Annotated in this window: 20 protein-coding genes and 1 pseudogene; 13 read left to right on the forward strand and 8 right to left on the reverse strand. The window is 63.0% G+C overall.

Annotated features, from left to right (window positions below):
- Positions 1–110: 110 nt before the first annotated feature.
- Positions 111–287: a helix-turn-helix domain-containing protein gene (locus tag I2E26_RS02985; RefSeq protein WP_255431935.1), complete on the reverse strand. Its 177-nt coding sequence runs from the start codon at positions 285–287 to the stop codon at positions 111–113.
- A gap of 201 nt (positions 288–488) precedes the next feature.
- Between I2E26_RS02985 and I2E26_RS02990 the strand changes: the two genes are divergently transcribed.
- A complete protein-coding gene (locus tag I2E26_RS02990; protein WP_195419562.1) occupies positions 489–1,043 on the forward strand; it encodes a hypothetical protein in 555 nt (184 codons plus the stop codon).
- 42 nt (positions 1,044–1,085) lie between these two features.
- On the opposite strand, the gene I2E26_RS02995 is transcribed toward I2E26_RS02990, so the two are convergent.
- A complete protein-coding gene (locus tag I2E26_RS02995; RefSeq protein WP_195419581.1) occupies positions 1,086–2,129 on the reverse strand; it encodes an asparaginase in 1,044 nt (347 codons plus the stop codon).
- Positions 2,130–2,393: 264 nt separating this feature from the next.
- On the opposite strand from I2E26_RS02995, the gene guaA reads away from it, so the two are divergent.
- On the forward strand, positions 2,394–4,001 hold the full coding sequence (gene guaA, locus I2E26_RS03000) for a glutamine-hydrolyzing GMP synthase (RefSeq protein ID WP_195419563.1): 1,608 nt from the start codon (positions 2,394–2,396) through the stop codon (positions 3,999–4,001).
- Between the two features lie 618 nt (positions 4,002–4,619).
- Here guaA and I2E26_RS03005 read toward each other — a convergent pair.
- Positions 4,620–5,033, reverse strand: a complete 414-nt coding sequence (locus I2E26_RS03005; protein WP_022349661.1) for a helix-turn-helix domain-containing protein — start codon at positions 5,031–5,033, stop codon at positions 4,620–4,622.
- Positions 5,034–5,173: 140 nt separating this feature from the next.
- Here I2E26_RS03005 and I2E26_RS03010 point away from each other — a divergent pair, with 140 nt between their 5' ends.
- The 3 genes from I2E26_RS03010 to I2E26_RS03020 are packed head-to-tail and all read left to right on the forward strand — an operon-like array spanning position 5,174 to position 6,880.
- Complete coding sequence (locus tag I2E26_RS03010) at positions 5,174–5,377, forward strand: hypothetical protein (RefSeq protein WP_006681531.1); 204 nt, start codon at positions 5,174–5,176, stop codon at positions 5,375–5,377.
- Between the two features lies 1 nt (position 5,378).
- Positions 5,379–6,449, forward strand: a complete 1,071-nt coding sequence (locus I2E26_RS03015; RefSeq protein ID WP_022349660.1) for a site-specific integrase — start codon at positions 5,379–5,381, stop codon at positions 6,447–6,449.
- A 5-nt stretch (positions 6,450–6,454) separates the two neighbouring features.
- A complete protein-coding gene (locus I2E26_RS03020) occupies positions 6,455–6,880 on the forward strand; it encodes a hypothetical protein (protein WP_022349659.1) in 426 nt (141 codons plus the stop codon).
- Positions 6,881–6,883: 3 nt separating this feature from the next.
- Here the strand turns inward: I2E26_RS03020 and I2E26_RS03025 are convergent, their stop codons facing one another.
- From I2E26_RS03025 to I2E26_RS03045, 5 genes are all read right to left on the reverse strand, one after another.
- Complete coding sequence (locus tag I2E26_RS03025; protein ID WP_370551429.1) at positions 6,884–8,557, reverse strand: DUF262 domain-containing protein; 1,674 nt, start codon at positions 8,555–8,557, stop codon at positions 6,884–6,886.
- 81 nt (positions 8,558–8,638) lie between these two features.
- Positions 8,639–8,857: a hypothetical protein gene (locus I2E26_RS03030; RefSeq protein WP_022349657.1), complete on the reverse strand. Its 219-nt coding sequence runs from the start codon at positions 8,855–8,857 to the stop codon at positions 8,639–8,641.
- A 24-nt stretch (positions 8,858–8,881) separates the two neighbouring features.
- Entirely contained in the window at positions 8,882–9,766 is an 885-nt protein-coding gene (locus I2E26_RS03035) for a DUF4238 domain-containing protein (protein ID WP_022349656.1), read from the reverse strand.
- 1 nt (position 9,767) lies between these two features.
- A complete protein-coding gene (locus I2E26_RS03040) occupies positions 9,768–12,830 on the reverse strand; it encodes a type III restriction-modification system endonuclease (RefSeq protein ID WP_033499421.1) in 3,063 nt (1,020 codons plus the stop codon).
- A gap of 1 nt (position 12,831) precedes the next feature.
- Positions 12,832–13,482 carry a hypothetical protein gene (locus tag I2E26_RS03045; RefSeq protein ID WP_199408098.1) on the reverse strand — a complete coding sequence of 217 codons (651 nt, stop codon included), beginning with the start codon at positions 13,480–13,482 and terminating at the stop codon, positions 12,832–12,834.
- A gap of 680 nt (positions 13,483–14,162) precedes the next feature.
- Here I2E26_RS03045 and tet(W) point away from each other — a divergent pair.
- The 8 genes and pseudogenes from tet(W) (at position 14,163) to I2E26_RS03085 (ending at position 21,649) form a co-directional block, all read left to right on the forward strand.
- Positions 14,163–16,082, forward strand: a complete 1,920-nt coding sequence (gene tet(W) / locus I2E26_RS03050) for a tetracycline resistance ribosomal protection protein Tet(W) (RefSeq protein ID WP_195419564.1) — start codon at positions 14,163–14,165, stop codon at positions 16,080–16,082.
- Positions 16,083–16,090: 8 nt separating this feature from the next.
- Positions 16,091–16,282, forward strand: a pseudogene (locus I2E26_RS03055) (DUF4368 domain-containing protein); the annotation flags it as partial.
- A 616-nt stretch (positions 16,283–16,898) separates the two neighbouring features.
- Entirely contained in the window at positions 16,899–17,270 is a 372-nt protein-coding gene (locus I2E26_RS03060; RefSeq protein WP_075279297.1) for a YraN family protein, read from the forward strand.
- A 204-nt stretch (positions 17,271–17,474) separates the two neighbouring features.
- Positions 17,475–18,239, forward strand: coding sequence for a ParA family protein (locus I2E26_RS03065; RefSeq protein ID WP_075279298.1), 765 nt, complete (start codon positions 17,475–17,477; stop codon positions 18,237–18,239).
- Positions 18,226–19,182 carry a ParB/RepB/Spo0J family partition protein gene (locus tag I2E26_RS03070; protein ID WP_195419565.1) on the forward strand — a complete coding sequence of 319 codons (957 nt, stop codon included), beginning with the start codon at positions 18,226–18,228 and terminating at the stop codon, positions 19,180–19,182. The genes I2E26_RS03065 and I2E26_RS03070 overlap by 14 nt, the downstream gene beginning before the upstream one ends.
- 210 nt (positions 19,183–19,392) lie before the next feature.
- Positions 19,393–19,839 (forward strand): CopG family transcriptional regulator, encoded by a 447-nt coding sequence (locus tag I2E26_RS03075; RefSeq protein WP_195419566.1) that lies wholly within the window; start codon positions 19,393–19,395, stop codon positions 19,837–19,839.
- The gene (locus tag I2E26_RS03080; protein ID WP_195419567.1) at positions 19,827–21,098 is read left to right on the forward strand and encodes a relaxase/mobilization nuclease domain-containing protein; all 1,272 of its coding nucleotides are present in this window, start codon (positions 19,827–19,829) and stop codon (positions 21,096–21,098) included. The genes I2E26_RS03075 and I2E26_RS03080 overlap by 13 nt, the downstream gene beginning before the upstream one ends.
- A complete protein-coding gene (locus I2E26_RS03085) occupies positions 21,095–21,649 on the forward strand; it encodes a hypothetical protein (RefSeq protein WP_195419568.1) in 555 nt (184 codons plus the stop codon). Before I2E26_RS03080 ends, I2E26_RS03085 begins: the two co-directional genes overlap by 4 nt.
- The last annotated feature ends 58 nt before the right edge of the window (positions 21,650–21,707 follow it).

Raw genomic sequence — 21,707 nt, forward strand, 5'->3', positions numbered from 1 at the left:
CTACGACCATTGTCGCCCGACCCACGATAGAGCTACAAGGGGAGGGGCCCCAATGTTCAACTCATATCGTCTTTCGTTGGCATGGGGACGCGGCGGGAGGCGTCGCGCGGTTACGGGTGGATGAGCTCCCAGGGCTCGACGCCCAGGCTCTCGGCAAGGCTGTCCAGCTTCTCGAGCGTGATGTTGGACGAGCCCGATTCCACCAGGTCGAGATACGGGCGGCTGATGGACGCCATCAGGCAGAACTGGCTCTTGCTCAGGTTTTGCCGGGTGCGGATGGCAGCCACGTTTTGGCCGAGGATATGTCCTGTCTTCGTCTCCATACGCTGAGTGTGCGGCGGCGTGCTGCAGCGGATGTAAACTATAGTTTACGTTCAAAGTTACTGCATACGCCGGCGCGCGTGGGCGGCAGCGGGAGGCGTGGCCGGCAGCTGCGGTGGTGGGGTGCCGAGCGGTGCGCGGGCGGGGGAGATGCGAGGGTGGTTTGTATGGATTCGTGTAGCAAGCAGGGGTTTTGCATGGTGCGGGGCGGCGTGTCGGAGCCCGATCCCGTGCTGTTCCTCGATCTGGACCGGGTGGCGTGGCTTGATTGGCGCGGCGGCGAGGACGGTGCGCGCCTGGAAATCGCTTCAGACGAAGCCGCCGTGCTGGCCGAGTGCCCGGGCGTGCGGGTGGCGCTGCTCACGGCGGTTGACGCTCGCGCGGCTGGGCGCGCGTGCGACGAGGCGGGCTTTCATCCTGTCATCGTGAGCTACGCGGCGCAGGATGGGGAAGGCGAGGTGGCGGCGCTGCAGGGTCTGGACGCGCCCGCCCGGGCGGCTGCGGCCTTCGCCCTGTGGTGCCAGGAGCAGGGTATCTCGCGTAATCGCGTGGTGTTTGCCGCGGCGCATCCAGCGGCGCTCGAGGCCATGGCCATGTCGGGCGTGGCATTGGCTATGGAGGAGGCGGGCGCCGATGCATGCCGCGCCGCCGAGGTGGCGCTGGGGCCGCGCTCCGCTGATGCGCTACGCCGTGCGCTGGCGTGCGCCCAGGCGCTGCGCTAAGGGCGCCGCAGCCAGGCGAGACGGGGCGGTTTCGCCCGGTTGCTAGGCGTTGGCGATGCGGTCGTGGTTGACGGGGCGGTAGAACAGCTCGCGCACCGTCTGCGCGTCGCGGGATTGGCCGAGCGCCCACATGGTCTTGGCCACGAGCGCCTCGGTGGTCATGTCGTCGCCCTTCAGGATGCCGGGATGCTCCGCATAGGCACGACCGACCTCGTACACGCCAAGGTCGAGGCCTTCTTCGGGCACCTGCGTGGTCATCACGATGGTGCGCCCGGAATCGACCCAATCGAAGATTGCGCGCTGGTAGGTGCGCGTGGCGTCCGCGCCGTACTCGGGGATGCCGCCCATGCCGAAGGTCTCCAGGATAACGGCATCGTAGCTGGGTGCGAGCAGCTCGAAGATCGCCGGCGTGAGGCCCGGGGTGAGCTTGAGCACGCAGACCCGGTCGTCGATGCGCTCGTAGGTGGTGGGCGCGATGGGCGGGATGGCCGGGCGGGCGGCGGCGATCTCTGCCGGGGTGGGCAGGATGGCGCTGCGGATGATGCGGTCGTTACGGATATAGGCGAGCGACGGGTAGTTCACGCTGATGAACGCATTGAAGCTCATGGTGCGCTGCTTGCGGGCGCGTGTGCCGGCGATGGCCTTGCCGCCGAAGACGATCGACACGTCGTGCGAGCGGTCGTCGATGGCGTAGAGCAGGCTCTGGTAGAGGTTGAGCTTGGCGTCGGTGAACGGGTTGCCCATGGGCTGCTGGGAGCCGGTGAGCACGATGGGCTTGCGGCTGTTCTGGATGAGGTAGGACAGCGCGGCCGCCGTGTAGGACATGGTGTCGGTGCCGTGCAGGATCACGAAGCCGTCGTGATCGTCGTAGGCGTCCATGATGACGTTGCGGATGGTGAGCCAGTCGCAGGGGCGCATGTTGGTGCTGTCGATGTTCATGGGCTGCACGATGTCGAGCTCGCACAGGCCGGCGATCTGCGGCACGCTCTGGGCCAGCTCCTCGCCGGTGAGGGCGGGGGAGAGGCCGTTGTCGTCTTCTGCCGAGGCGATGGTGCCGCCGGTGGCGATGAGCAGGATGTTCTTCATAGTGCGCATGTCCGTTCCTCGCTGGTTTCTGGGCGCTATTGTACGCCAACGCCGTGGGCGGGTTGTGGAGCGCGCCCGCGGTCGGCGGTTGGGGCGGGGCGTCTAGCTGGCAACTTGTAGCCTGTGTGCATATGCGCAGCTATGTACTGCTGTTCCATACGAAACGTGTATGATATGACGGTTATTTTCGCCTGCATAGCGTGCGACCTGCGTATTGCACGTTGGCGAGGAGCTATGAAACCCGATCCGGTAGAGAGGAGACCCATGTCTCAGAACGGATTGCATGGCGAGGCGAAGGTCCTCGTTTTTGACTTTGGCGCGCAGTACGCGCAGCTTATCGCCCGTCGCGTGCGCGACCTGCACGTGTATTCCGAGATCGTGCCGTGCGACATTTCCGCCGACGAGGTGCGCGCCATGGCGCCTGCCGCGCTCATCTTGTCCGGCGGCCCCGCGTCGGTGTACGCCGAGGACGCGCCCACGGTTGACCCGGCTATCTACGACCTGGGCCTGCCCATCCTGGGCTTCTGCTACGGCCATCAGGTGACCGCCGTGACGCTCGGAGGCGAGGTGGGCCATTCCGAGATCGGCGAGTACGGCCCGGCAACCATCGAGCGCGACCGCGAGAGCGCGCTGTTCAACGCCACGCCGCTCGAGCAGACCGTGTGGATGAGCCACCGTGACGCCGTGTCCACCGTGCCCCAGGGCTTCACCGTGACGGCGAGCACCTCCGTGTGCCCGGTCGCCGCCATGGAGAACGCCGAGCGCCGCATCTACACCACGCAGTTCCACCCCGAGGTGAAGCACACCGAGTACGGCCAGCAGCTGCTGAAGAACTTCCTGTTCGACATCTGCGGGCTTGAGGCCACGTGGACCATGGACAACCTGGTGGAGACCATGACGGACGAGTTCCGCGCGGCCGTGGGCGAGGACCGCGTGATCCTGGCGCTTTCCGGCGGCGTGGATTCGTCCGTGGTGGCAGCGCTGGGCGCCCGTGCCGTGGGGCGTCAGATGACCTGCGTGTTCATCAACCACGGGCTGCTCCGTAAGGGCGAACCCGAGCAGGTGGAGGAGGTCTTCACCAAGCAGTTCGACGTCGACTTCGTGCACGTGCATGCCGAGGAACGCTACGCCGCGCTGCTGGATGGCGTGACCGATCCCGAGGAGAAGCGCCGCATCATCGGCACGCAGTTCTGGAACGAGTTCTTCGCCGTGGCCAAGGAGCTCGAGCGCGATGGGCGCCCCGTCAAGTACCTGGCCCAGGGCACCATCTACCCCGACATCATCGAGAGCGGCGCGCGCAAGACGGGCGGCAAGACGGCCACCATCAAGAGCCACCACAACCTCATCCCGTTCCCCGAGGGCGTACACTTCGACCTCATCGAGCCGCTGGACCACTTCTTCAAGGATGAGGTGCGCGAGCTGGGCTTGGCGCTGGGCCTGCCCGAGCACATCGTGTACCGCCAGCCGTTCCCGGGCCCCGGCCTGGCGATCCGCATCATCGGCGCGGTGAGCCCCGAGAAGCTCGAGATCTTGAAGGACGCCGACGCCATCGTGCGCGAGGAGCTGGACGCCTACAACGCGCGCCTCTTCGAGCAGACCGGTGAGCGCAATAGCGAGCATTCCTGCTGGCAGTACTTCTGCGTGCTGCCCGACATCATGTCCGTGGGCGTGATGGGCGACGAGCGCACCTACGCGCGCCCCGTGATCCTGCGCGCCGTGGAGAGCAGCGACGCCATGACCGCCGACTGGGCGCGCCTGCCCTACGAGGTGCTCGCGCGCATCTCCGGCCGCATCGTGGCCGAGGTCCCCGGCGTCAACCGCGTGGCGTACGACATCACGAGCAAGCCCCCGGCGACCATCGAGTGGGAGTAGGCTGATAGGGTTCTGACCTGCATTTTTGAGTGCCGCACTGTGCCGCTGAGTTTCGTTTCGTACGAGAGTCATGGCAAAGCCGCCAGCGATGTTGGTGAGTAAATACGATAACCGAGCCTCCGTTCCCGCGTTGGGACGGAGGCTTTTTCTTTGTCGTTTTACTCCCTTTCACCTGCGATTTCGCAATTTACTCCCCCGTGTTTCAAGACGGCAAGGCACGGTGCGGCATTCGGAGGAACGGGAGTAAGGATTCATCCCAAGTGAGTAGACGCGCGATTTTTGTCTCCGAGAGCCAAACGGGGCCGTTTCGGGGCCTGTGAAACTCAAATCGAACTCAATAGGCTTTTCGGCGGTCTTCTCACAGCGTTTTCCCAGGTGGTTAATGGGGAGTAAAGAATCTCGCCGCCTCAATGAAAACGGGAGTAACCAGGGGAAATGCCGCGGCGTACTGCCGCGTGCCGCCGTGTAAGCCACCGCGTCATTTACTCCCCAGGTGCGCCGGAAATGCCTTGGCATGCAATGGGGAGTAAAAACTCAGCTTACGCAGGCCCGAGCGGCGCTCGCCGCCTGGTCCACCGTCCTGATTCGGTTGCGTTGATCGCGAAATGCGGAGAGCCGCTACAGCGAGGCTTTCCAGTCCTCGTATTCGTCGGCGTCGATCTTGCCGTTTTCGAGCTGCGCGCGCTTCTCTGCCCACAGTTCGATCGCCATCGCGGCTTTGGGCGCGTGCGGCGCCTTGGGGTTCAGGGAGAGGCCCGTGCCGTCGGCTGCGGGCACGATGCCGAAGGAGTCCTCGAGCCGCACGAGCAGCGACATGAGGTCGCCCGCAGTCTCGACGCCGTAATCCTTGAGGGCGTTGACGGACACGCCGAGCGCCGCGGAGATGGACTCGAGCAGCTCGGGCTTCACGGCGCGGATGCCGCTCTCGTAGTGGCGCACGGCCCCCTCGGTCAGGCCGACCGCCTCGGCGAGCTGCGCCTGCGTCATGCCGCGCGACTTGCGGTACCGCCTTATGTTCTCGCCTACGGACATGAGCCCTCCTCCTGGAATTACGTACCAGCACATCTTATCAGCGTACGCAAATGTACGCAATTCTATTGACAGTACAGATATGTACGTTTACTCTGAATCTGTGAACCGTACGTATCCGTACGCCATTGATTGGAGGAGCCATGGACGAGAAGGTGGCGAAGACGCCGAGGCCGCACATGCTGGACGCCGACGAGGTCGCGGAGCTGCTGAGGATCAAGAAAGGCAGCGCCTACGAGGTGATCAGGAAGATAAACGCCGAGCAGGAGGCGCGCGGGCGCGTGGTCATCCGCGGGCGCGTTCGAAGCGACGTCTTCGACGCCCTGTACTTCCCGGAGGTGGACTGACATGCCCGTGTACAAGGACGACGGCAACGGCACGTTCTACGTGCAGTGCTACTACCGCGACGCCCGCGGCTCGAAGCGCCACAAGACGAAGCGCGGCTTCTCCTCCGAGGTGGAGGCCGCAGTGTGGGAGAGCCAGTTCAAGAGCCTTAACGGCGGGGCCATGGACATGACGTTCTCCGAGTTCGTCGAGGTGTACGCCTCCGAGGTGAAGCCGCGCATACGCGAGCACACGTGGATCACCAAGGAGTACATCATCAACGACAAGCTCGTGCCGTTCTTCGGGGACATGCGCATGTGCGACGTGAGGCCGATCGACGTCATCAGGTGGCAAAACGAGCTCACCGAGCACCGGGACGCCGACGGGAAGCCCTGGGCGCCGACGTACCTGCGCACAGTGAACAACCAGCTCAACGCCATCTTCAACCACGCCGAGCGCTACTACGGCCTCAGCGACAACCCGGTGCGCAGGGTCGACAAGATAGGCTCGAAGAAGGGCGGCGAGATGCAGTTCTGGACCAAGGACGAGTACCTGAGGTTCAGCGAGGCCGTCATGGACAAGCCTCTCTCGTTCCACGCCTTCGAGCTGCTTTACTGGACGGGCATACGCTGCGGCGAGCTCCTGGCGCTCACGCCGTCCGACTTCATGCTGGAGAGCTCGCGGCTGCGCATCAACAAGTCGTACCAGAGCCTCAACGGCGTTGACACCGTGACCGACCCCAAGACGCCCAAGTCCGTGCGCACGATCGTCATGCCCGCCTTCCTGCGCGACGAGATGGCGGACTTCATCGAGATGCGCGACGACGTCGCCCCCGACGAGCGCCTGTTCGCCGTGACCAAGCACTTCCTGGCCCACGAGATGGAGCGCGGGTGCAAGGCGTCGGGCGTGAAGCGCATCCGCATACACGACATACGCCACAGCCATGTGAGCCTGCTGATAGAGATGGGCTTCTCCGCGCTGGCCATCGCCGAGCGCATGGGCCACGAGGCGGTGGACATCACCTACCGCTACGCGCACCTGTTCCCCACGAAGCAGGACGAGATGGCCGCCGCGCTCGACGGGGCGAGGGGGTAAGAAGGATGCCGTGCGAGAACAGCGCCCGCAAGCGCAGCAAGACGATGGCGTTCCGCTGCACGCCCGAGGAGCGCAAGCTCATATGCGAGATGGCAGCCTGGAGCGGCATGAACAGGCAGGACTACATCATCGCCAAGCTCACCGATACCCAGGTCGAGGTGAGGCCCTCCGTGAGCGTGCAGAAGGCACTGAGGGACTCGATGGCGGAATTGGCCAAGGAGGTGCGGCTGGCGGCCTCCTACGGCGAGCTGAGCGAGTCCCTGCAACAGAGAATTGAGCACGTGATGAGGTTCTTCCTAGCGCTCGGCGAGCCTCTTGACGCGCCGACGGAAGAGACATCGCCACGAACTACGTTTTTGGAAGAGCCGGTTCCATCCGTCATCGATGCGGGTTCCGACACCGCAAGCATCTTCGAGATGGGACGCAGGTAGGGCCTAGCGCCAGACCTCCAACGCCTTGTCCGCAAGCCATTCGGCGCGATCGGCGATATCGCCCTCGTTCCAAGACTCCTTCTCTAGGGCGCCGGCCATGGTCGCAAGGCCGGCGGCGCAGAGGGCAAGGCCGTCCTTGTATCCCTTCCCCTGCTTCTTGGTGGGCCAATCGGCATCGCGGATGGAGGCGTTGAGCGAATGCGTGATGATGGCGAGGTTGCCGAGCGTGAGGAGCTTCCGGTCCCTTCGCGTGGCAGCCTCATCGTCGAGGGCTCCCCATTTGTTGCGCCACTTCTTGGGCATCATGTGCTCGAGGGTGTACTGGTTGAACCCGAGCAGGGCCGTGCTGCTCATGCCCGGACGAATGGCGCTTTCCAGCAGATAGAGGACGCCCTTGGACTGGAGGTTGTACAGACACGATTCCTCGAATGCCGCTCGAACCTCGGCGTCGCCGGGCATGTACGTCGTCGTCTCGTCATTGGCTTCGAGAGTCTTCCTCAGCGCCTCCGCGTCCTTCACCTCGTTCAAGATCAGCGAGGTGAACAGCCTGTTGTAGTTCTTCGTGGTCGCCTGAACCAGCATTCGGCGGACGATGTAGCTCTCAAGCAGGGCGTAGATCTTAGATTCCTCGCTCGAAGACTCCGCGTTCTTTCGAACGTAGAGCACGTACGGGATGAGCGTCGAGTTCTTGAGGCCGAATATCAGCACGTTCAGGCGCTCGACGCCGGAAGCGGAGGGGATGTCCGCGTCGCAGTAGCCAGGGTCGAACGTGGACTCGAACGCCTCGGCATACGCCTTCATGTTGTCGAGAATCTCGACCTTGTCGCCGTTGCAGTACCTGCCGATGAAATCCTTGTAGGACTGGAAGAGGTTCGAAGTACGCGAATAGAAGAGCTTGTCCTCGGTCGTGACGCCACGCCTCTTGTCCTGGACCAGAATCTGGAGGAACGCGTCGAAGAAGAGGTCGACGAGCGTGCGCTTGATGCGCCCGGTAACGATCTCCTGCTCCCAATACTCCCTCTTCTCAGCCGTGGGCTCGAAGACGTCTTCCCAGCACTCCTTGAACGCCTGCTCGTTCTCGCGGTTGAAGAAGTAGTTCTTAAGGAGCTCCGCCGTCGTCAGGCGCACCCCGAGCGAGTTGATGGTGTCGAATATCTGCTGCTCGTCCTCGCCCTCGGTAAGATCGATGCAGACGAACTGGACGTTCGACTTGATCGTGTTCCTGTCGACCTTCTCCGGGTCGATATTCTTGAGGAAGTAGTTGTAGGCAAGGACGATGGCCGAGGAGCCCTCGAGGGGTTCGCAGCCCGTGGCGCTGACGACCTTTTCGAAATCCTGCCGGTCGTACTTGCCGTGCCGCAAGGCGACATCGCCGGTCTCCAGGACGAAATCTCGCTCAAACAAATTGTTGGTGCCGTTTTTTGCACAGAGTGCCTTGAAGAAGATGACCATGGTCGTGAGTCGCTGCTGGCCGTCGATGACGGTGCGAACCTCGGAGACCTCGGACCAGGTGTTGCCGGAGGAGGCCTGCTTCAGGATGATGGAGCCCAGGAAATAGGGCCGCTTCGAGGCCGTGACGAACTCCATGTCGCCGAGGAAACGCTCCCATTGCTCTTCTCCCCAGACGTACGCCCTTTGGTAAAAAGGTATTTCGAGCAGGCGCGATCCGTTGAACACGCCGCTTATCGTTGCTTTTCCTGCATCCATCCTTAAAGCCCTATCTATCCTTTGCGGTTATTGCTGGCGGGGTCAATTTTATCAATACGCTGCTTGACCCTTTAATGTTCCCGGTCCTTGCCGTCTTCTCCCCAGAAGGTGCTCGAAGATGATGCGCAGGTCCTCGTCATCAAGGCAGCCGCCCTCGAGGCAGCCACGGTCGATGGTATCGATCATCGTCTGCCCCTTCTTCTTCGAGCGGTCGTAGATCACTGTGTCGAGGGATAGCTCCCTGCCGTCGCGCGTGAACATCTCGTGCATGAATTCGGCACTGTTCGCTTGACTTCAATCGCGTACCGCGTGCTCGAGCGGGCCGCTTCCCCTCGATATGGCGACATCCCAATGCTCGCAGTTAAGCAGAAGAAGTCGGTTCATGAACTCGACGCCCGAAAAACCGAGTCTCGCAAACGGCGGAAATAGAGGGTCATCTGAAAAGACCGCAGCATACTCACTGCTCAACGGCATATACGCGAGATGAAAATCGTACGAGTCGTCCTCGGGCCCGATGATGAACATAGGCATCGACGTCGTAACGAACCCTGAGCCGACGGGTGCCCTAAGGATGGAGAAGCTCTTCTCAAAAAAAGCCTTTCGAATACGGTTAACTGGCACAATATCATCGTTGGAGAAGAGCATGGTTGCGGCGGCGGCAAGCTCGACCACCGCTTGGGAATCCCCGCGCCAATCCGACCAATCGAGCAAGCCGAGCTCATAGGGTGTCAGATGAACGTTTCTGAGCAGCTCTTCGGCAGTCTCGCGTGACCATTTCTTGTCGACGCGCATACTGATAGGGTGCCGGACGATGATATTTGCTGCCAGCTCGCAAACGGCGGCTTTCCCATCAGAATACCCTTCGTCTTCGCACTGGTCTTCTTTCTGGCGTTCCAAAAAGCGATCGTAAAGCGGCGCGATGCGGCTCTCGAGCTCAGATAGCTTAACCTCGATGAGGTTCTGCGCATAGAATCTGTCTGTCGCATCGCCTGTCGCATCGGCATGCTCGACCTCATAAAGATCGCGCATGCTGCAAAGGTTCTCGCAATTCGTGCGGAAGAAGGAGCCCTTCTGTCTGCTGTAGGCATGAAGCTGCCCGGAGGAATCCGCGAAATGGCGCAGGTAGAACCGCGGCACCCAGTGCTGCTTTCGCGTCATCTTTCCGGGCAGCTTCGACATCCTAAGCCTTCACCGCCTCGTATTGGTAGGTCGTGCGCACGTTGTAATGGAAGTCGTTTCCGAGGTCCAGCGCCTCGAAGTGCTTCTTGGCGCAGCCGATCTTGATCTTCTCCGCGTCGCGCAGGGCGGGCTCGCCGTTCTTGCCGCCCTTGGTCTCGGTCACGAAGTACACGCGGCGCTCGCCGTCGGCCTCCTCGACGTACGCCCAGTCGGGGTTGTAACTGCCGAGCGGCGTGTCGATCTTGAACGCCGAGGGCAATTTCGCGAACACGAGAACCTCCTCCTGCTTGTCTAGAGCCTCGGCAAAGGAGCGCTCGACCCCCGCCGAGTCGTAGACCACGTAGTTGTACAGGCTCTTGCTCGTCATGTCCGGCTTCCACGCGTTCTGCCCAAGGTAGGCCGTGTAGTCGTCAAGCTCGAGGTCGCGCATGGTGTACCACTCGTCCTCGGGAAGGCGCACGTACTTGATGCCCTGGGCGATGAGGTCGTTCTTCACGCGGTTGATCTTGTCGCCGACCTGCGCGAGGAAGGTCGCGGGGTCGATCTCGAACTCGTCGAGGCGGCTGCAGCCCTCGAGGATCGCCTTGATGGTGCCGCGGGTGAGCCCGACGGCGTCCTGCAGCTCTGCGATCGGGTCGGGAAGGTCGTATTTCACCTTTCCCGAAACGGACACCACGGAGGTGCCCGTGCCCTCGGCGCTCACGCCCGCGTCGTCGATGCCCAGCGAGGCACGCTCGCTCGTCACCTGGGGCGGGCGCACGGCGAGCATGCCGTCGACAGCTTCGATGGCATGTTCGATGAGCTTGCCGGAGTCGACCTCGACCTGGAAGCGCGTGCGCTGGCGGATGCGGTCCCACAGGGCCTGGAACGCAGGGTCGAGCGTGACGTCCTTCTGCAGCTCGACCGAGACCTCCTTGGCCTTGTCACGGATCTGGACCCTCTGGGACTTGTGGATGATGATCGCCTCGACCTGCTCCTTGGCAGGCTCGAGCTCGGCGGGGAGCTCGACCTTGCCCTCCTCGGCGGCCGCCTTCAGCTCGGGCGTCACCGCGCCCTTGTCGTCGACCATGCCGGTCGCGACGAGGTGGTCGTAGACCTGCTTGGACTTCTCGTAGCCCAGGCGCTCCTCGACGCCATCATCGCCCTTGACCGTGACCTTCGTGAAGCTCTCCGGAGTGATGACGCCGAACTTGAAGTCCTCAGCCTCAAGCTCCTTCTGCAGGCCGTTGGCGAAGTCGTCGTAGCTCTCGTTCGCGATGACGGTGAGCACGTTCGCCTCTGGGTCGTACAGGCGCTCGCCATCCTGGTTCACGCACAGGCGCAGACCGCGGCCGATCTTCTGGCGCTTGGTCAGGTTGTCCTTTGTCTCGACGAGCGTGCAGATCTGGAACACGTTGGGGTTGTCCCAGCCCTCCTTGAGCGCGGAGTGGCTGAAGACGAAAGAGACGTCCTTGTCCGCGTCCTTGCCGTCCGGGAAGGAGATGAGCGTCTCCTTCTTCTGCATGATGAGCTCGAAGGCCCCGGCGTCGTCGGCGGTGCCGGCGGCTCCCTTGGAGTCCTTGAACTTGCCCTTCTTGTCCTTGGCGAAGTATCCCTGGTGCACGGCGTGGGGGTCGCGCACCAGCGGGGCGCCGACGGCTTCGTAGCACTCGAGCCACGTGCCCTTGCCGATCCCCGCCGCCTTTGCGATGCGACGAGGCGCCTTCGAGTTCAGGGCACCTGCGTACTCCTCCTCAAACATCAGGGCGTACAGGCCGCCGTGGACTTCGGGCTCGTAGACGCGGTATCGGTCGACGCGGTCGATGAAGAAGAGCGAGAGCACCTTCACGCCGCGCGGCCACAGCTCGAACTGGCGGGCCAGGTGGTCCTCGATGGTGCGGCGGATCTGAGCGCGCTTGACGACCTCCTCGTTGACGTCGCCCAGCGCCTCGCCGAGCTCGAGCACCTCGCCGTTCTGGAACTCTATGAACTCGTCGCCCACTGCGGCGCCGATGTTGTTGACCACCCAGCCGCTCTCGTAGTCGCTGTTCTCGCCGCTCTTCTGGTAGAGGTCGTTGCCGGTCTTCACCGTGACGGCCTTGCGCTTCTGCGTGCCGTCGGCCTGGCGCACGTCGATGGACACCTTGGCGGAGAACGGGTCGGACTTGACGGACTCGAGCCTCACGTACGCGCCGTTGAGGTTCGCCTCGGCCTTGATCGAGTCCACGCAGATGCCCTTCACCAGGTGGCGCTCGAAGGCGTCGACCGGCGTGAGGCGGTAGATCATGTTGTAGGCCTGCTTGTGCGTGGCCGAGTAGCGCAGCACGAACAGCGGGTTCAGGCTCTTGATGGCGGCCTTGGCCTGCTTGGTGTTGTCGACGCTCTGGGGCTCGTCGATGATGACGACGGGCTTGCAGGCGCTCACGAGCTCGCGAGGGCTGAAGCCGCCGGTGAGCTTCTCGCTGGGACGGTGGAAGAGGTTGCCCTCCTTCGCGGTGCCATCCTTCTCGAGGCCCTTGTTGAACGCGTCGATGTTGATGACCATGACCTGGATGGAGCTCGACGTGGCGAAGTTACCCACCGGCCCCATGTCCTTCGAGTCGTACACGAAGTAGTCGAGCGGCGTGCGGTCGTAGAGCGTCTCGAAGTGCCTGCGGGTGGTCTGGAGGCTCTTGAGGACGCCCTCGCGGATGGCCACGCTCGGCACGACGATAACGAACTTGGTGATGCCGTAGCGGCGGTTTAGCTCGTAGATGGAGCGGATGTAGACGTAGGTCTTGCCGGTGCCGGTCTCCATCTCGACGGTGAAGTCTCGCAGGCGCCCATCGGTGAGGACGTCGGTTGCCGGGAGGCAGCCCTCCTCCTGCACGGCGTGCAGGTTGTCGAGGAGCTGGCCCGGCGCCACGCGAAGCTCGTTGCCGTGGCCGACCATGAGCTCGCCGATTGCCGTCTGGCCTTTGCGGCCGGAATCGGCGGAGAATACGCTGCCAATAAATTGTTGTCCGCGGAACAGGTCGCAGGTTGCTTCGATGGCCTCCAGCTGGTGCTGCTGGTCGGATGAGAACTTGAACTCGAGCGCCGCCATGCTAGACCGTCCTCAATTCGATCTCACAGCCCATGCGCTCGCCGGCGTGCTTGAAGATCTGCACGGCGTTGAGCTTGAGGGTGTCGTCGAGGACGGAATCGAGGATGAGAACGCGCCTGGGCTCCATGTCGGCGATGGCCTCGAGCGCCTCAATGGTGAGGCCTCGGGACATGCAGCAGACGAGCTCGTCGCAAGCGACGGACCAGATGGGATAGCCCGCGGCTTCAGACTTCTCGACGGGCAGCGTGAGCTCGAGGCCCCATTTGAGCATCATCTCGAAGACGATATCCATATCGGAGCGATCGGGCTTGACCACGTCGAAGAGGAGCTGACCGGGCTCGGGCTTCTCAATGCCGGACTCATCGAGCTCGAACACACGGAAGCCGATGTCGGGAAGCTGCTTGGGTCCCTCGCCAAGCTTGAGTTGACGGTTGGATTCCTCGAGCTCGGTTTTGATTTTGTCGCCTGCGCGGCGAATGCGTCCTTCGCCTATGTCGCAGAGAGTCTCATACCCGTCCTTGTAGGCGTCGCGTTTCGGGTCACAAGGCTCTGGAAGCTGGACAAGGATAAACTGATAGCGATCATCTTTTCCGAGCTCCTGCAGGAACATGGCATGGGCGGTCGATGCTGAGCCTGAGAAAAAATCAAGCACAATATCACCCGTGCTTAAATGCTCATGTACGGTAAAGAAGCAAGCAACCGAAAACAATAGATAGACCGCCAGCACTACACTATTCCGAACCAAAGACCAAAAGATAAGCATTTTGAGAAAATCTAAACTTTTGGATTTTCCTACAATGCCGACTACGGCGGAATCCCTCCCACTCCTTATATATTTCTTTCTGTATACATTGAATTTGTATTTAGTAAAATGCAGACAACACCACGGATCGGCTTTTGGCTGGACAATTCCAACCAAACACCGCAGCAGACAGTAGAAACCATTCTGAACGTTAGGAAGCCGGTATGATTGTTACATATAAGGGGAAGAAAAATTTCTTTTAGATACTTGTTTTCCTAAAACTGATGTGATATAATAATTCAAGTCCAGAAAAGGAGTAAAAAATATGCGGCAAGGTATTCTTAAATAAAACTATAATCAAATAGTGGGAACAAAGGATTATGATAGTCCCTTTTGTAGGGGCTTAGTTTTTTGTACCCAATTTAAGAATACTTTTGCCTTATCAATTTTGACATATCCCCAAAAACAGCACTCACAAACAGGTGTAGGCTGTATATGTGTATGTCCGCAAATTATCATCCCCAGTGGTAAAAGTATTTTACTGCTGGGGATTTTTATGCCCTTCGGGGCAGTAAAGGGAGGACAATCACATGAAAATAATCAATATTGGAATTCTTGCCCATGTAGACGCTGGAAAGACGACCTTGACGGAGAGCCTGCTATATGCCAGCGGAGCCATTTCAGAACCGGGGAGCGTCGAAAAAGGGACAACGAGGACGGACACCATGTTTTTGGAGCGGCAGCGTGGGATTACCATTCAAGCGGCAGTCACTTCCTTCCAGTGGCACAGATGTAAAGTCAACATTGTGGATACGCCCGGCCACATGGATTTTTTGGCGGAGGTGTACCGCTCTTTGGCTGTTTTAGATGGGGCCATCTTGGTGATCTCCGCTAAAGATGGCGTGCAGGCCCAGACCCGTATTCTGTTCCATGCCCTGCGGAAAATGAACATTCCCACCGTTATCTTTATCAACAAGATCGACCAGGCTGGCGTTGATTTGCAGAGCGTGGTTCAGTCTGTTCGGGATAAGCTCTCCGCCGATATTATCATCAAGCAGACGGTGTCGCTGTCCCCGGAAATAGTCCTGGAGGAAAATACCGACATAGAAGCATGGGATGCGGTCATCGAAAATAACGATAAATTATTGGAAAAGTATATCGCAGGAGAACCAATCAGCCGGGAAAAACTTGTGCGGGAGGAACAGCGGCGGGTTCAAGACGCCTCCCTGTTCCCGGTCTATTATGGCAGCGCCAAAAAGGGCCTTGGCATTCAACCGTTGATGGATGCGGTGACAGGGCTGTTCCAACCGATTGGGGAACAGGGGAGCGCCGCCCTATGCGGCAGCGTTTTCAAGGTGGAGTATACAGATTGCGGCCAGCGGCGTGTCTATCTACGGCTATACAGCGGAACGCTGCGCCTGCGGGATACGGTGGCCCTGGCCGGGAGAGAAAAGCTGAAAATCACAGAGATGCGTATTCCATCCAAAGGGGAAATTGTTTGGACAGACACCGCTTATCCGGGTGAAATTGTTATCCTTCCCAGCGACAGCGTGAGGTTAAACGATGTATTAGGGGACCCAACCCGGCTCCCTCGTAAAAGGTGGCGTGAGGACCCCCTCCCCATGCTGCGGACGTCGATTGCGCCGAAAACGGCAGCGCAAAGAGAACGGCTGCTGGACGCTCTTACGCAACTTGCGGATACTGACCCGCTTTTGCGCTGCGAGGTGGATTCCATCACCCATGAGATCATTCTTTCTTTTTTGGGCCGGGTGCAGTTGGAGGTTGTTTCCGCTTTGCTGTCGGAAAAATACAAGCTTGAAACAGTGGTAAAGGAACCCACCGTCATTTATATGGAGCGGCCGCTCAAAGCAGCCAGCCACACCATCCATATCGAGGTGCCGCCCAACCCGTTTTGGGCATCCATCGGACTGTCTGTTACACCACTCCCGCTTGGCTCCGGTGTACAATACGAGAGCCGGGTTTCGCTGGGATACTTGAACCAGAGTTTTCAAAACGCTGTCAGGGATGGTATCCGTTACGGGCTGGAGCAGGGCTTGTTCGGCTGGAACGTAACGGACTGTAAGATTTGCTTTGAATACGGGCTTTATTACAGCCCGGTCAGCACGCCGGCGGACTTCCGCTCATTGGCCCCGATTGTATTGGAACAGGCATTGAAGGAATCAGGGACGCAACTGCTGGAACCTTATCTCTCCTTCACCCTCTATGCGCCCCGGGAATATCTTTCCAGGGCTTATCATGATGCACCGAAATACTGTGCCACCATCGAAACGGTCCAGGTAAAAAAGGATGAAGTTGTCTTTACTGGCGAGATTCCCGCCCGCTGTATACAGGCATACCGTACTGATCTGGCCTTTTACACCAACGGGCAGAGCGTATGCCTTACAGAACTGAAAGGGTATCAGGCCGCTGTCGGCAAGCCAGTCATCCAGCCCCGCCGTCCAAACAGCCGCCTGGACAAGGTGCGCCATATGTTTCAGAAGGTAATGTAAAGATACCTACCGTCAACGCCGAGAAATTTATGGGCATTGTCCGCAAGCACCTTGCCTTTGAAGAACTGACCCCCACTCTCTTGCGGGAAATGATCGAGAAAATTGTGGTGCATGAGTGCAGCTATGATGAGAACGGCACCCGCAGGCAGGACATTGAGATTTATTACAGCTTTGTCGGCAAGATTGACTTGCCCGAATAACCGCCCGACCTATCCGACACAATGGCCAAGTGTCGGATAGGAACGGCAAAATTTTTTGCACTTCTATTGCTTCTTTATCACACATAAGCAAACGGACGTGTCGCGCAGCACCGTAGCCGTTCCGCGCAACGAAAAGCCTCACCGCCAGCGATCTCGTGCGCACATCGGCCGCAAGCGGCACGGGAGAGGCCGTCCCGATTAGGGTAGCGGCGCCGCGACTCGGAAACGCGCCTCCGTCCTCCACGCGACGTCCCGACGTAACCCTCGCGAGCGCCCCGGCAACCGCCGACGGGCCGCATCCCATGCCCGGAGGGTCTCGGCGCCCATGGCCGGTTCCATGCCGCACGCCTCCGCCCCTCCGACCCGAAACCCGCCCCGGCGCTCCTTGGACGCGCAGGGTCGCACGCCGGCAGGCGGCCCGCAAGGGCCGCGACACTTTTTCGGGTTCTTCGCCCCATGCGCTGCGCGCGCGAACAACGCGAAAAACTGACGTCGGGAGATTTCTACAACCACGTCCGACTTCGCTTCCTCCCTTGCCGGCACGCCCGCGCTGCATGCGACTCACGCGACGCAAGGCACGCCACAGGGGCGGGCCTCAGAGTCTAAGGAGCAAGACATGAACGACATGAAGGAAAAGGCGATGGGCGCGGTCAAGGCCTTCCTCGAGCGCAAGGGCTACGAGATCGTCGACGAGGCCTGGCAGGGGCCCGAGGGTATCGGCGGGATCGACCTCGTGGCGGTGGACGAGGACGGGACCCTGGTGTTCGTCGACGCCACGGCCCGGATCGGGACGGACGGCTTCCCCGAGGCCCACAGGGCGCGCGGGCTGCGCGAGGCGCTGGCGGCGACGTGGCTCGCCGGCAACGGCGACGACTACGCCGACACCCCGGTCCGCTTCGACGAGGTGGCGATGATGGTCGTCAAGGAGAACCGCGCGCTCCTGCGCCACCACGTCAACTGCTTCGGCGAGATGGAGCCGCTCTCCTAGGCGGCGCGCCCGGCCCCGGGCTCCCGGGGCCGGGTTTCCCCGAAACTCGGCCCCTGTACCACGAAAGCGTACATATCCGTACGTTTTCGTGGTACACTCCGCTTGTCGGACAAATCCGTACGATTTTGTCCCGACGCTCCGAGACTCGGGGCGCGCCGGACCGGATGCGGCGAGGCGCGCCCCACGCTAGAGAGGACGCGACCCATGCGCACGATAGCCATTTCCAACTACAAGGGCGGCGTCGGCAAGACGACGACCGCCGTGAACCTGGCGGCCATCTTCGCCGCCCGGGGCCTTCGGACCCTGCTCGTCGACCTCGACCCGCAGGCGTCGGCCACCGACTTCTTCGGCCTCTACGACCGGGCCGCCTCCGAGCGGCGCACATCGGTCGAGCTGCTCTACGGCGGCGCGCCCGTGGAGGAGATCGCCTACGCCGCCGGGGAGAACCTCGACGTGGTGGCCTCGACCATCGACCTCGTCGACCAGAACGAGATGCTCCTGCGCGAGCAGCGCCTCAAGTTCGCGCTCGACGACGCCTCGGGCTCCTACGACGTCTGCCTCATCGACTGCAGCCCCGTGATGCGCAGGCTCGCCTTCAACGCCTACCTCGCCGCCGCGGAGGGCGGCATGGTCGTCATCCCCGTGAAGCTCGACTCCACCGTGATGCGCGGCACGGCGCTCACCGTGGAGGCGACGCGCTCAATCGCGGACGCCCTGCGCATGCCCACGCCCAGATGGAAGATACTGCGCACCTGCGTGCCCGGCCGCATGACCAACGCCGAGACCACGGGCGCGGCCGTGCTCGACGGGTTCTTCCCAGACGAGCAGTTCGAGACGGTCATACACGCGAGCAGCAAGGTCTGCGAGGGCAGCTGGCAGTGGAAGCCGGTGGCCGCCTTCGAGCCGGGGAGCCGCCCCGCGCGCGACTACGAGGCCCTCGCCGACGAGGTGTACCGTGAGCTCGCCTAGCCAGGTGGCCGCGGGATTCACCATCACGGGGCTCCTCGACGGCGCGTCCCGCACCCGCGGGCGCTACCCGGTGTCCGAGATCGCGGTGGCCGACATCGCCGACCACCCGGCGAACGCCGCGTACTCCATGGACCCGGCCGGCATAGCCGAGCTCGCCGAGTCGATACGCCAGGACGGCCTCACCGACCTGCCGCTGGTGCGCAAGGTCGGAGACGGCTCGTGGCAGATGGTCTCCGGGCACCGCCGCAAGGCCGCCTACGCGCTGCTCGCCAAGGACGACCCCGCCTACGAGAGGATGCCCTGCCGCGTGATAGAGGGCATCGACGACGAGCGGGCGGTGACGCTGCTCCACGCCGCGAACTACTTCACCCGCGCGCTCACCGTGACCGAGCGCGCCGCCGCGACCGAGGCGCTCAGGGGCGACGCCGTGCGCCTGCGCTCCGAGGACCCGTCGCTTTCCGGCATGCGCGTCGACGACGTGAAGGCCGCCATCATCGAGCGGCAGACGGGCCGCAAGGTCTCCGGCAAGACCATCGCGCGCGAGGAGAGGCTTGCCCGCAGGATCGCCGAGGACCTCTCGCCCGAGTGGGCCGCCGAGGCCGACCGAGGCAACCTCAGCGCCGAGGCGGTGCGCTCGCTCGCGGGCATGCCGAAGGAGCGCCAGGCGGAGATGCACGCCGCGATGGAGCCCTGGCGGCGCACCAAGCGGGAGCTCTCCGACTACGTGAGGAGCGAGAGCAAAACGCAGGCCGGCCCCGACGGGCGCATCGCGAAGGCCGCGAGGTTCGTGGCCGACTTCCTCGAGAGCCCGCCCGAGAGCCCGAGCGCTGCCGACCTCTCGCTGCTGCGGGAGATGGCGCTCATGACCGCGCCCTACGCGGAGGCGGGCGCAGGAGCCCGGAAGGTCCGAAGAAGGGCCTCGCATTCGAAATCCAGCAAGTAGCCTATGGCGTCCGACATCGCGTCGGGCGTCCATAGCACTTGGGGACCGGGCGGCCTCGGACCCGTCATGCCGCGGGCCGTTTGGGAGCCCGCTTACACGAGGCCCGGTCCCAGAGGCGGCGCCCGAGCCGGGCCGCCGCCTGCGGGGAATCCCCCGCGCCCCTAGAGAGACGCGCCCGCCGCACGGCGGGCCCGAGGAAAGGAATCCGCAATGGAAGAGAGCGTCGGCGGCGCCAGGGGCAAGGAGCGCCGCGTCACGCTCCGCATGGAGGGAGGCGACTACGACGCGCTCTGCGAGCGGTGCGAGCGCGCCGGCCTCAGCAAGTCGGAGTACCTGCGCTACCTCGTGCGCATACCGCTGTCGACGGAGGCGAACGCGGGAGACGAGCACCGCATACTCGTCGACCGGAAGGCCCTGTGGGCGATGTCGCGCGAGCTCACGAAGTGGGGCTACCACTACAACCAGGCCGTGCACGCGATGAACCTCATCAACTTCCACGCCCGCCACGGGCGCGTCGACCGCGACCTCGTCGCGGATAGCGTCCCGACGATCGAGCGCGAGCTCGCCGACGTGAACGCCGCGGCCCGAGAGATGGCGGCGGAGCTCGGTCGCATCGGCGCCGACTCGCTCGTGGAGGGCTCGCCATGCCGATCCTGAAGCCGATAAGCGGCCACGGCTCGACGGGCGGCATCCGCCGCTACCTCGAGAAGGGAGGCCGCGCCCTGGCGCGCGACCTGTTCAACCTGAGCTACGACGAGCGCGACGCCGGCGCGATGGGGGAAGACGCCAAGGAGGCCTGCGCCTGGGACGCCGAGATGGACGCCACGCGCGCCGCCTTCGGCACGGACGCGCCCTGGCGGGGAAAGCCCGCGCGCACGTTCAAGCACTTCGTGCTCTCGCCGGACCCCGGCGACAGCATCGACCTGGCGGCGCTGCGCGAGCTCGCGTGCTCGTGGGCGCTCAAGCACTTCGGCGACCACGAGATCGCCATCGTCTACCACGACGACAACGCCCGCGGCATACCGCACGCGCACATCGTCGTGAACAACGCCAACCTCCGAACCGGCTACCGCATGCAGACCCAGCACCCCGAGGACCTCAACCGAGACCTTCAGGACATGGCGCGCGAGCGCGGGCTGTCGGGGCTCTCCAACGACCGAGCTCCCGAATCGCCGTCGAAGGCGCGCGGGCATGCCGGCGCGGGCGGGCCAAGGAGCCGCAGGAGCGTCTACCTGGGCCGGGCCGAGAAGGAGATCATGCGCTCGGGCGGCTACTCGTGGGTCGGCGACATCCGCGCCCGCGTCGCGCTCGCCAAGACCACGGCGCGCGACGAGGCGGAGTTCCTCGGCATCCTCGACGCCCTGGGCGTGCACGTCGCCGACAACTCGGCCAAGGCGCGGCGGGACGACTGGGTGTTCAGCCTGGCGGAGGAGCCCTCCAAGAAGGTCAGCGGCGAGCGCCTGGGGTTCGTCTACGGCAAGGAGATGCTCCGCCGGCGCTTCGAGCGCGAAAACGTCTACCGTCCCACGGACGCGAGCACCGCGCGCATCCGCGAGGCCGCCGAGCGCGCCCTCGAGCTCAACGACCTCTCGGAGCTGAGCAGGCTCTCCTCGGCGCTCGAGACCTGCGCGAAGTTCGACGTCGAGTCCATCGAGGAGTTCGGTCTCAGGATGGCGACGCTCGACCGGCGCGGCCAGGCGGGCGGCGAGGGGTACCGCCGCCTCGAGGCTGCGCGCGCCTACATGTCCGAGAACGGGCTCATGCCCCTCAAGACCCGCTACGGGGACGGTGAAGGGCGCGACGATGCCAGCGGCAATTCGCGCCAGTGCCACCGAGCGGACGAGCAGCAGCGCATCCTCGCCGCCGAGCGGCAGCGGGCCCAGCAGGACCAGCGCAGGGAGAGGGGCCGGAGATGATGGTGAGGATAGAGTGCGAGGGCGGCAGGACGACGCTGTTCGACGCGCTCTCGTTCACGGAGGGCTCGCCGTTCTCCGGCGCGAACATGCTCACGGAGTTCGAGCTCGAGATGCGGGAGGAGCCCGAGAAGGGGCTCTGGCTCACGGCGAACTGGCACCAGGTGCGCGACGACTGGCGCGCCGACGCGCCCGCGGACGGCATACCGGCCGCGCGGAGGTCCCGCGGCTGGCGCTTCATGCTGGCCTCGGAGGCCGAGCTCGGGCGAGCCCGCCGCGTCCTGCTCGACGGCGACGAGGCGTTCGCCCGGGTGCGGGGCTTCCTGTGCGACTCGGCCGCGATCGGCGCCTGCTACCGCGAGCACGTGGGCCCTCCCTCAAAACCGCTGAAGTCGCAGATAAGGGACCTGCAGCGCGCGCTGGGGAGGGCGGAGGTCCCGGGCGTGCCGGACGGGCTGGCGAGGCTGCTCGCGGAAGAGAAGGAAGAGGGCGCCGAGGAGGGCGCCCGCAAGGTCAAGGAAGATTGGGGTGACGTCGATGAAGAGGCTTGGTAGGTTCCTCTTGGCGGCGCTGAAGGTCACGCTGGGCTTTTTCGTCTGGCTGTTCCGCGCC

The sequence above is a fragment of the Collinsella sp. D33t1_170424_A12 genome (assembly GCF_015554865.1).
In the GTDB taxonomy this organism is placed as follows: Bacteria; Actinomycetota; Coriobacteriia; order Coriobacteriales; family Coriobacteriaceae; genus Collinsella.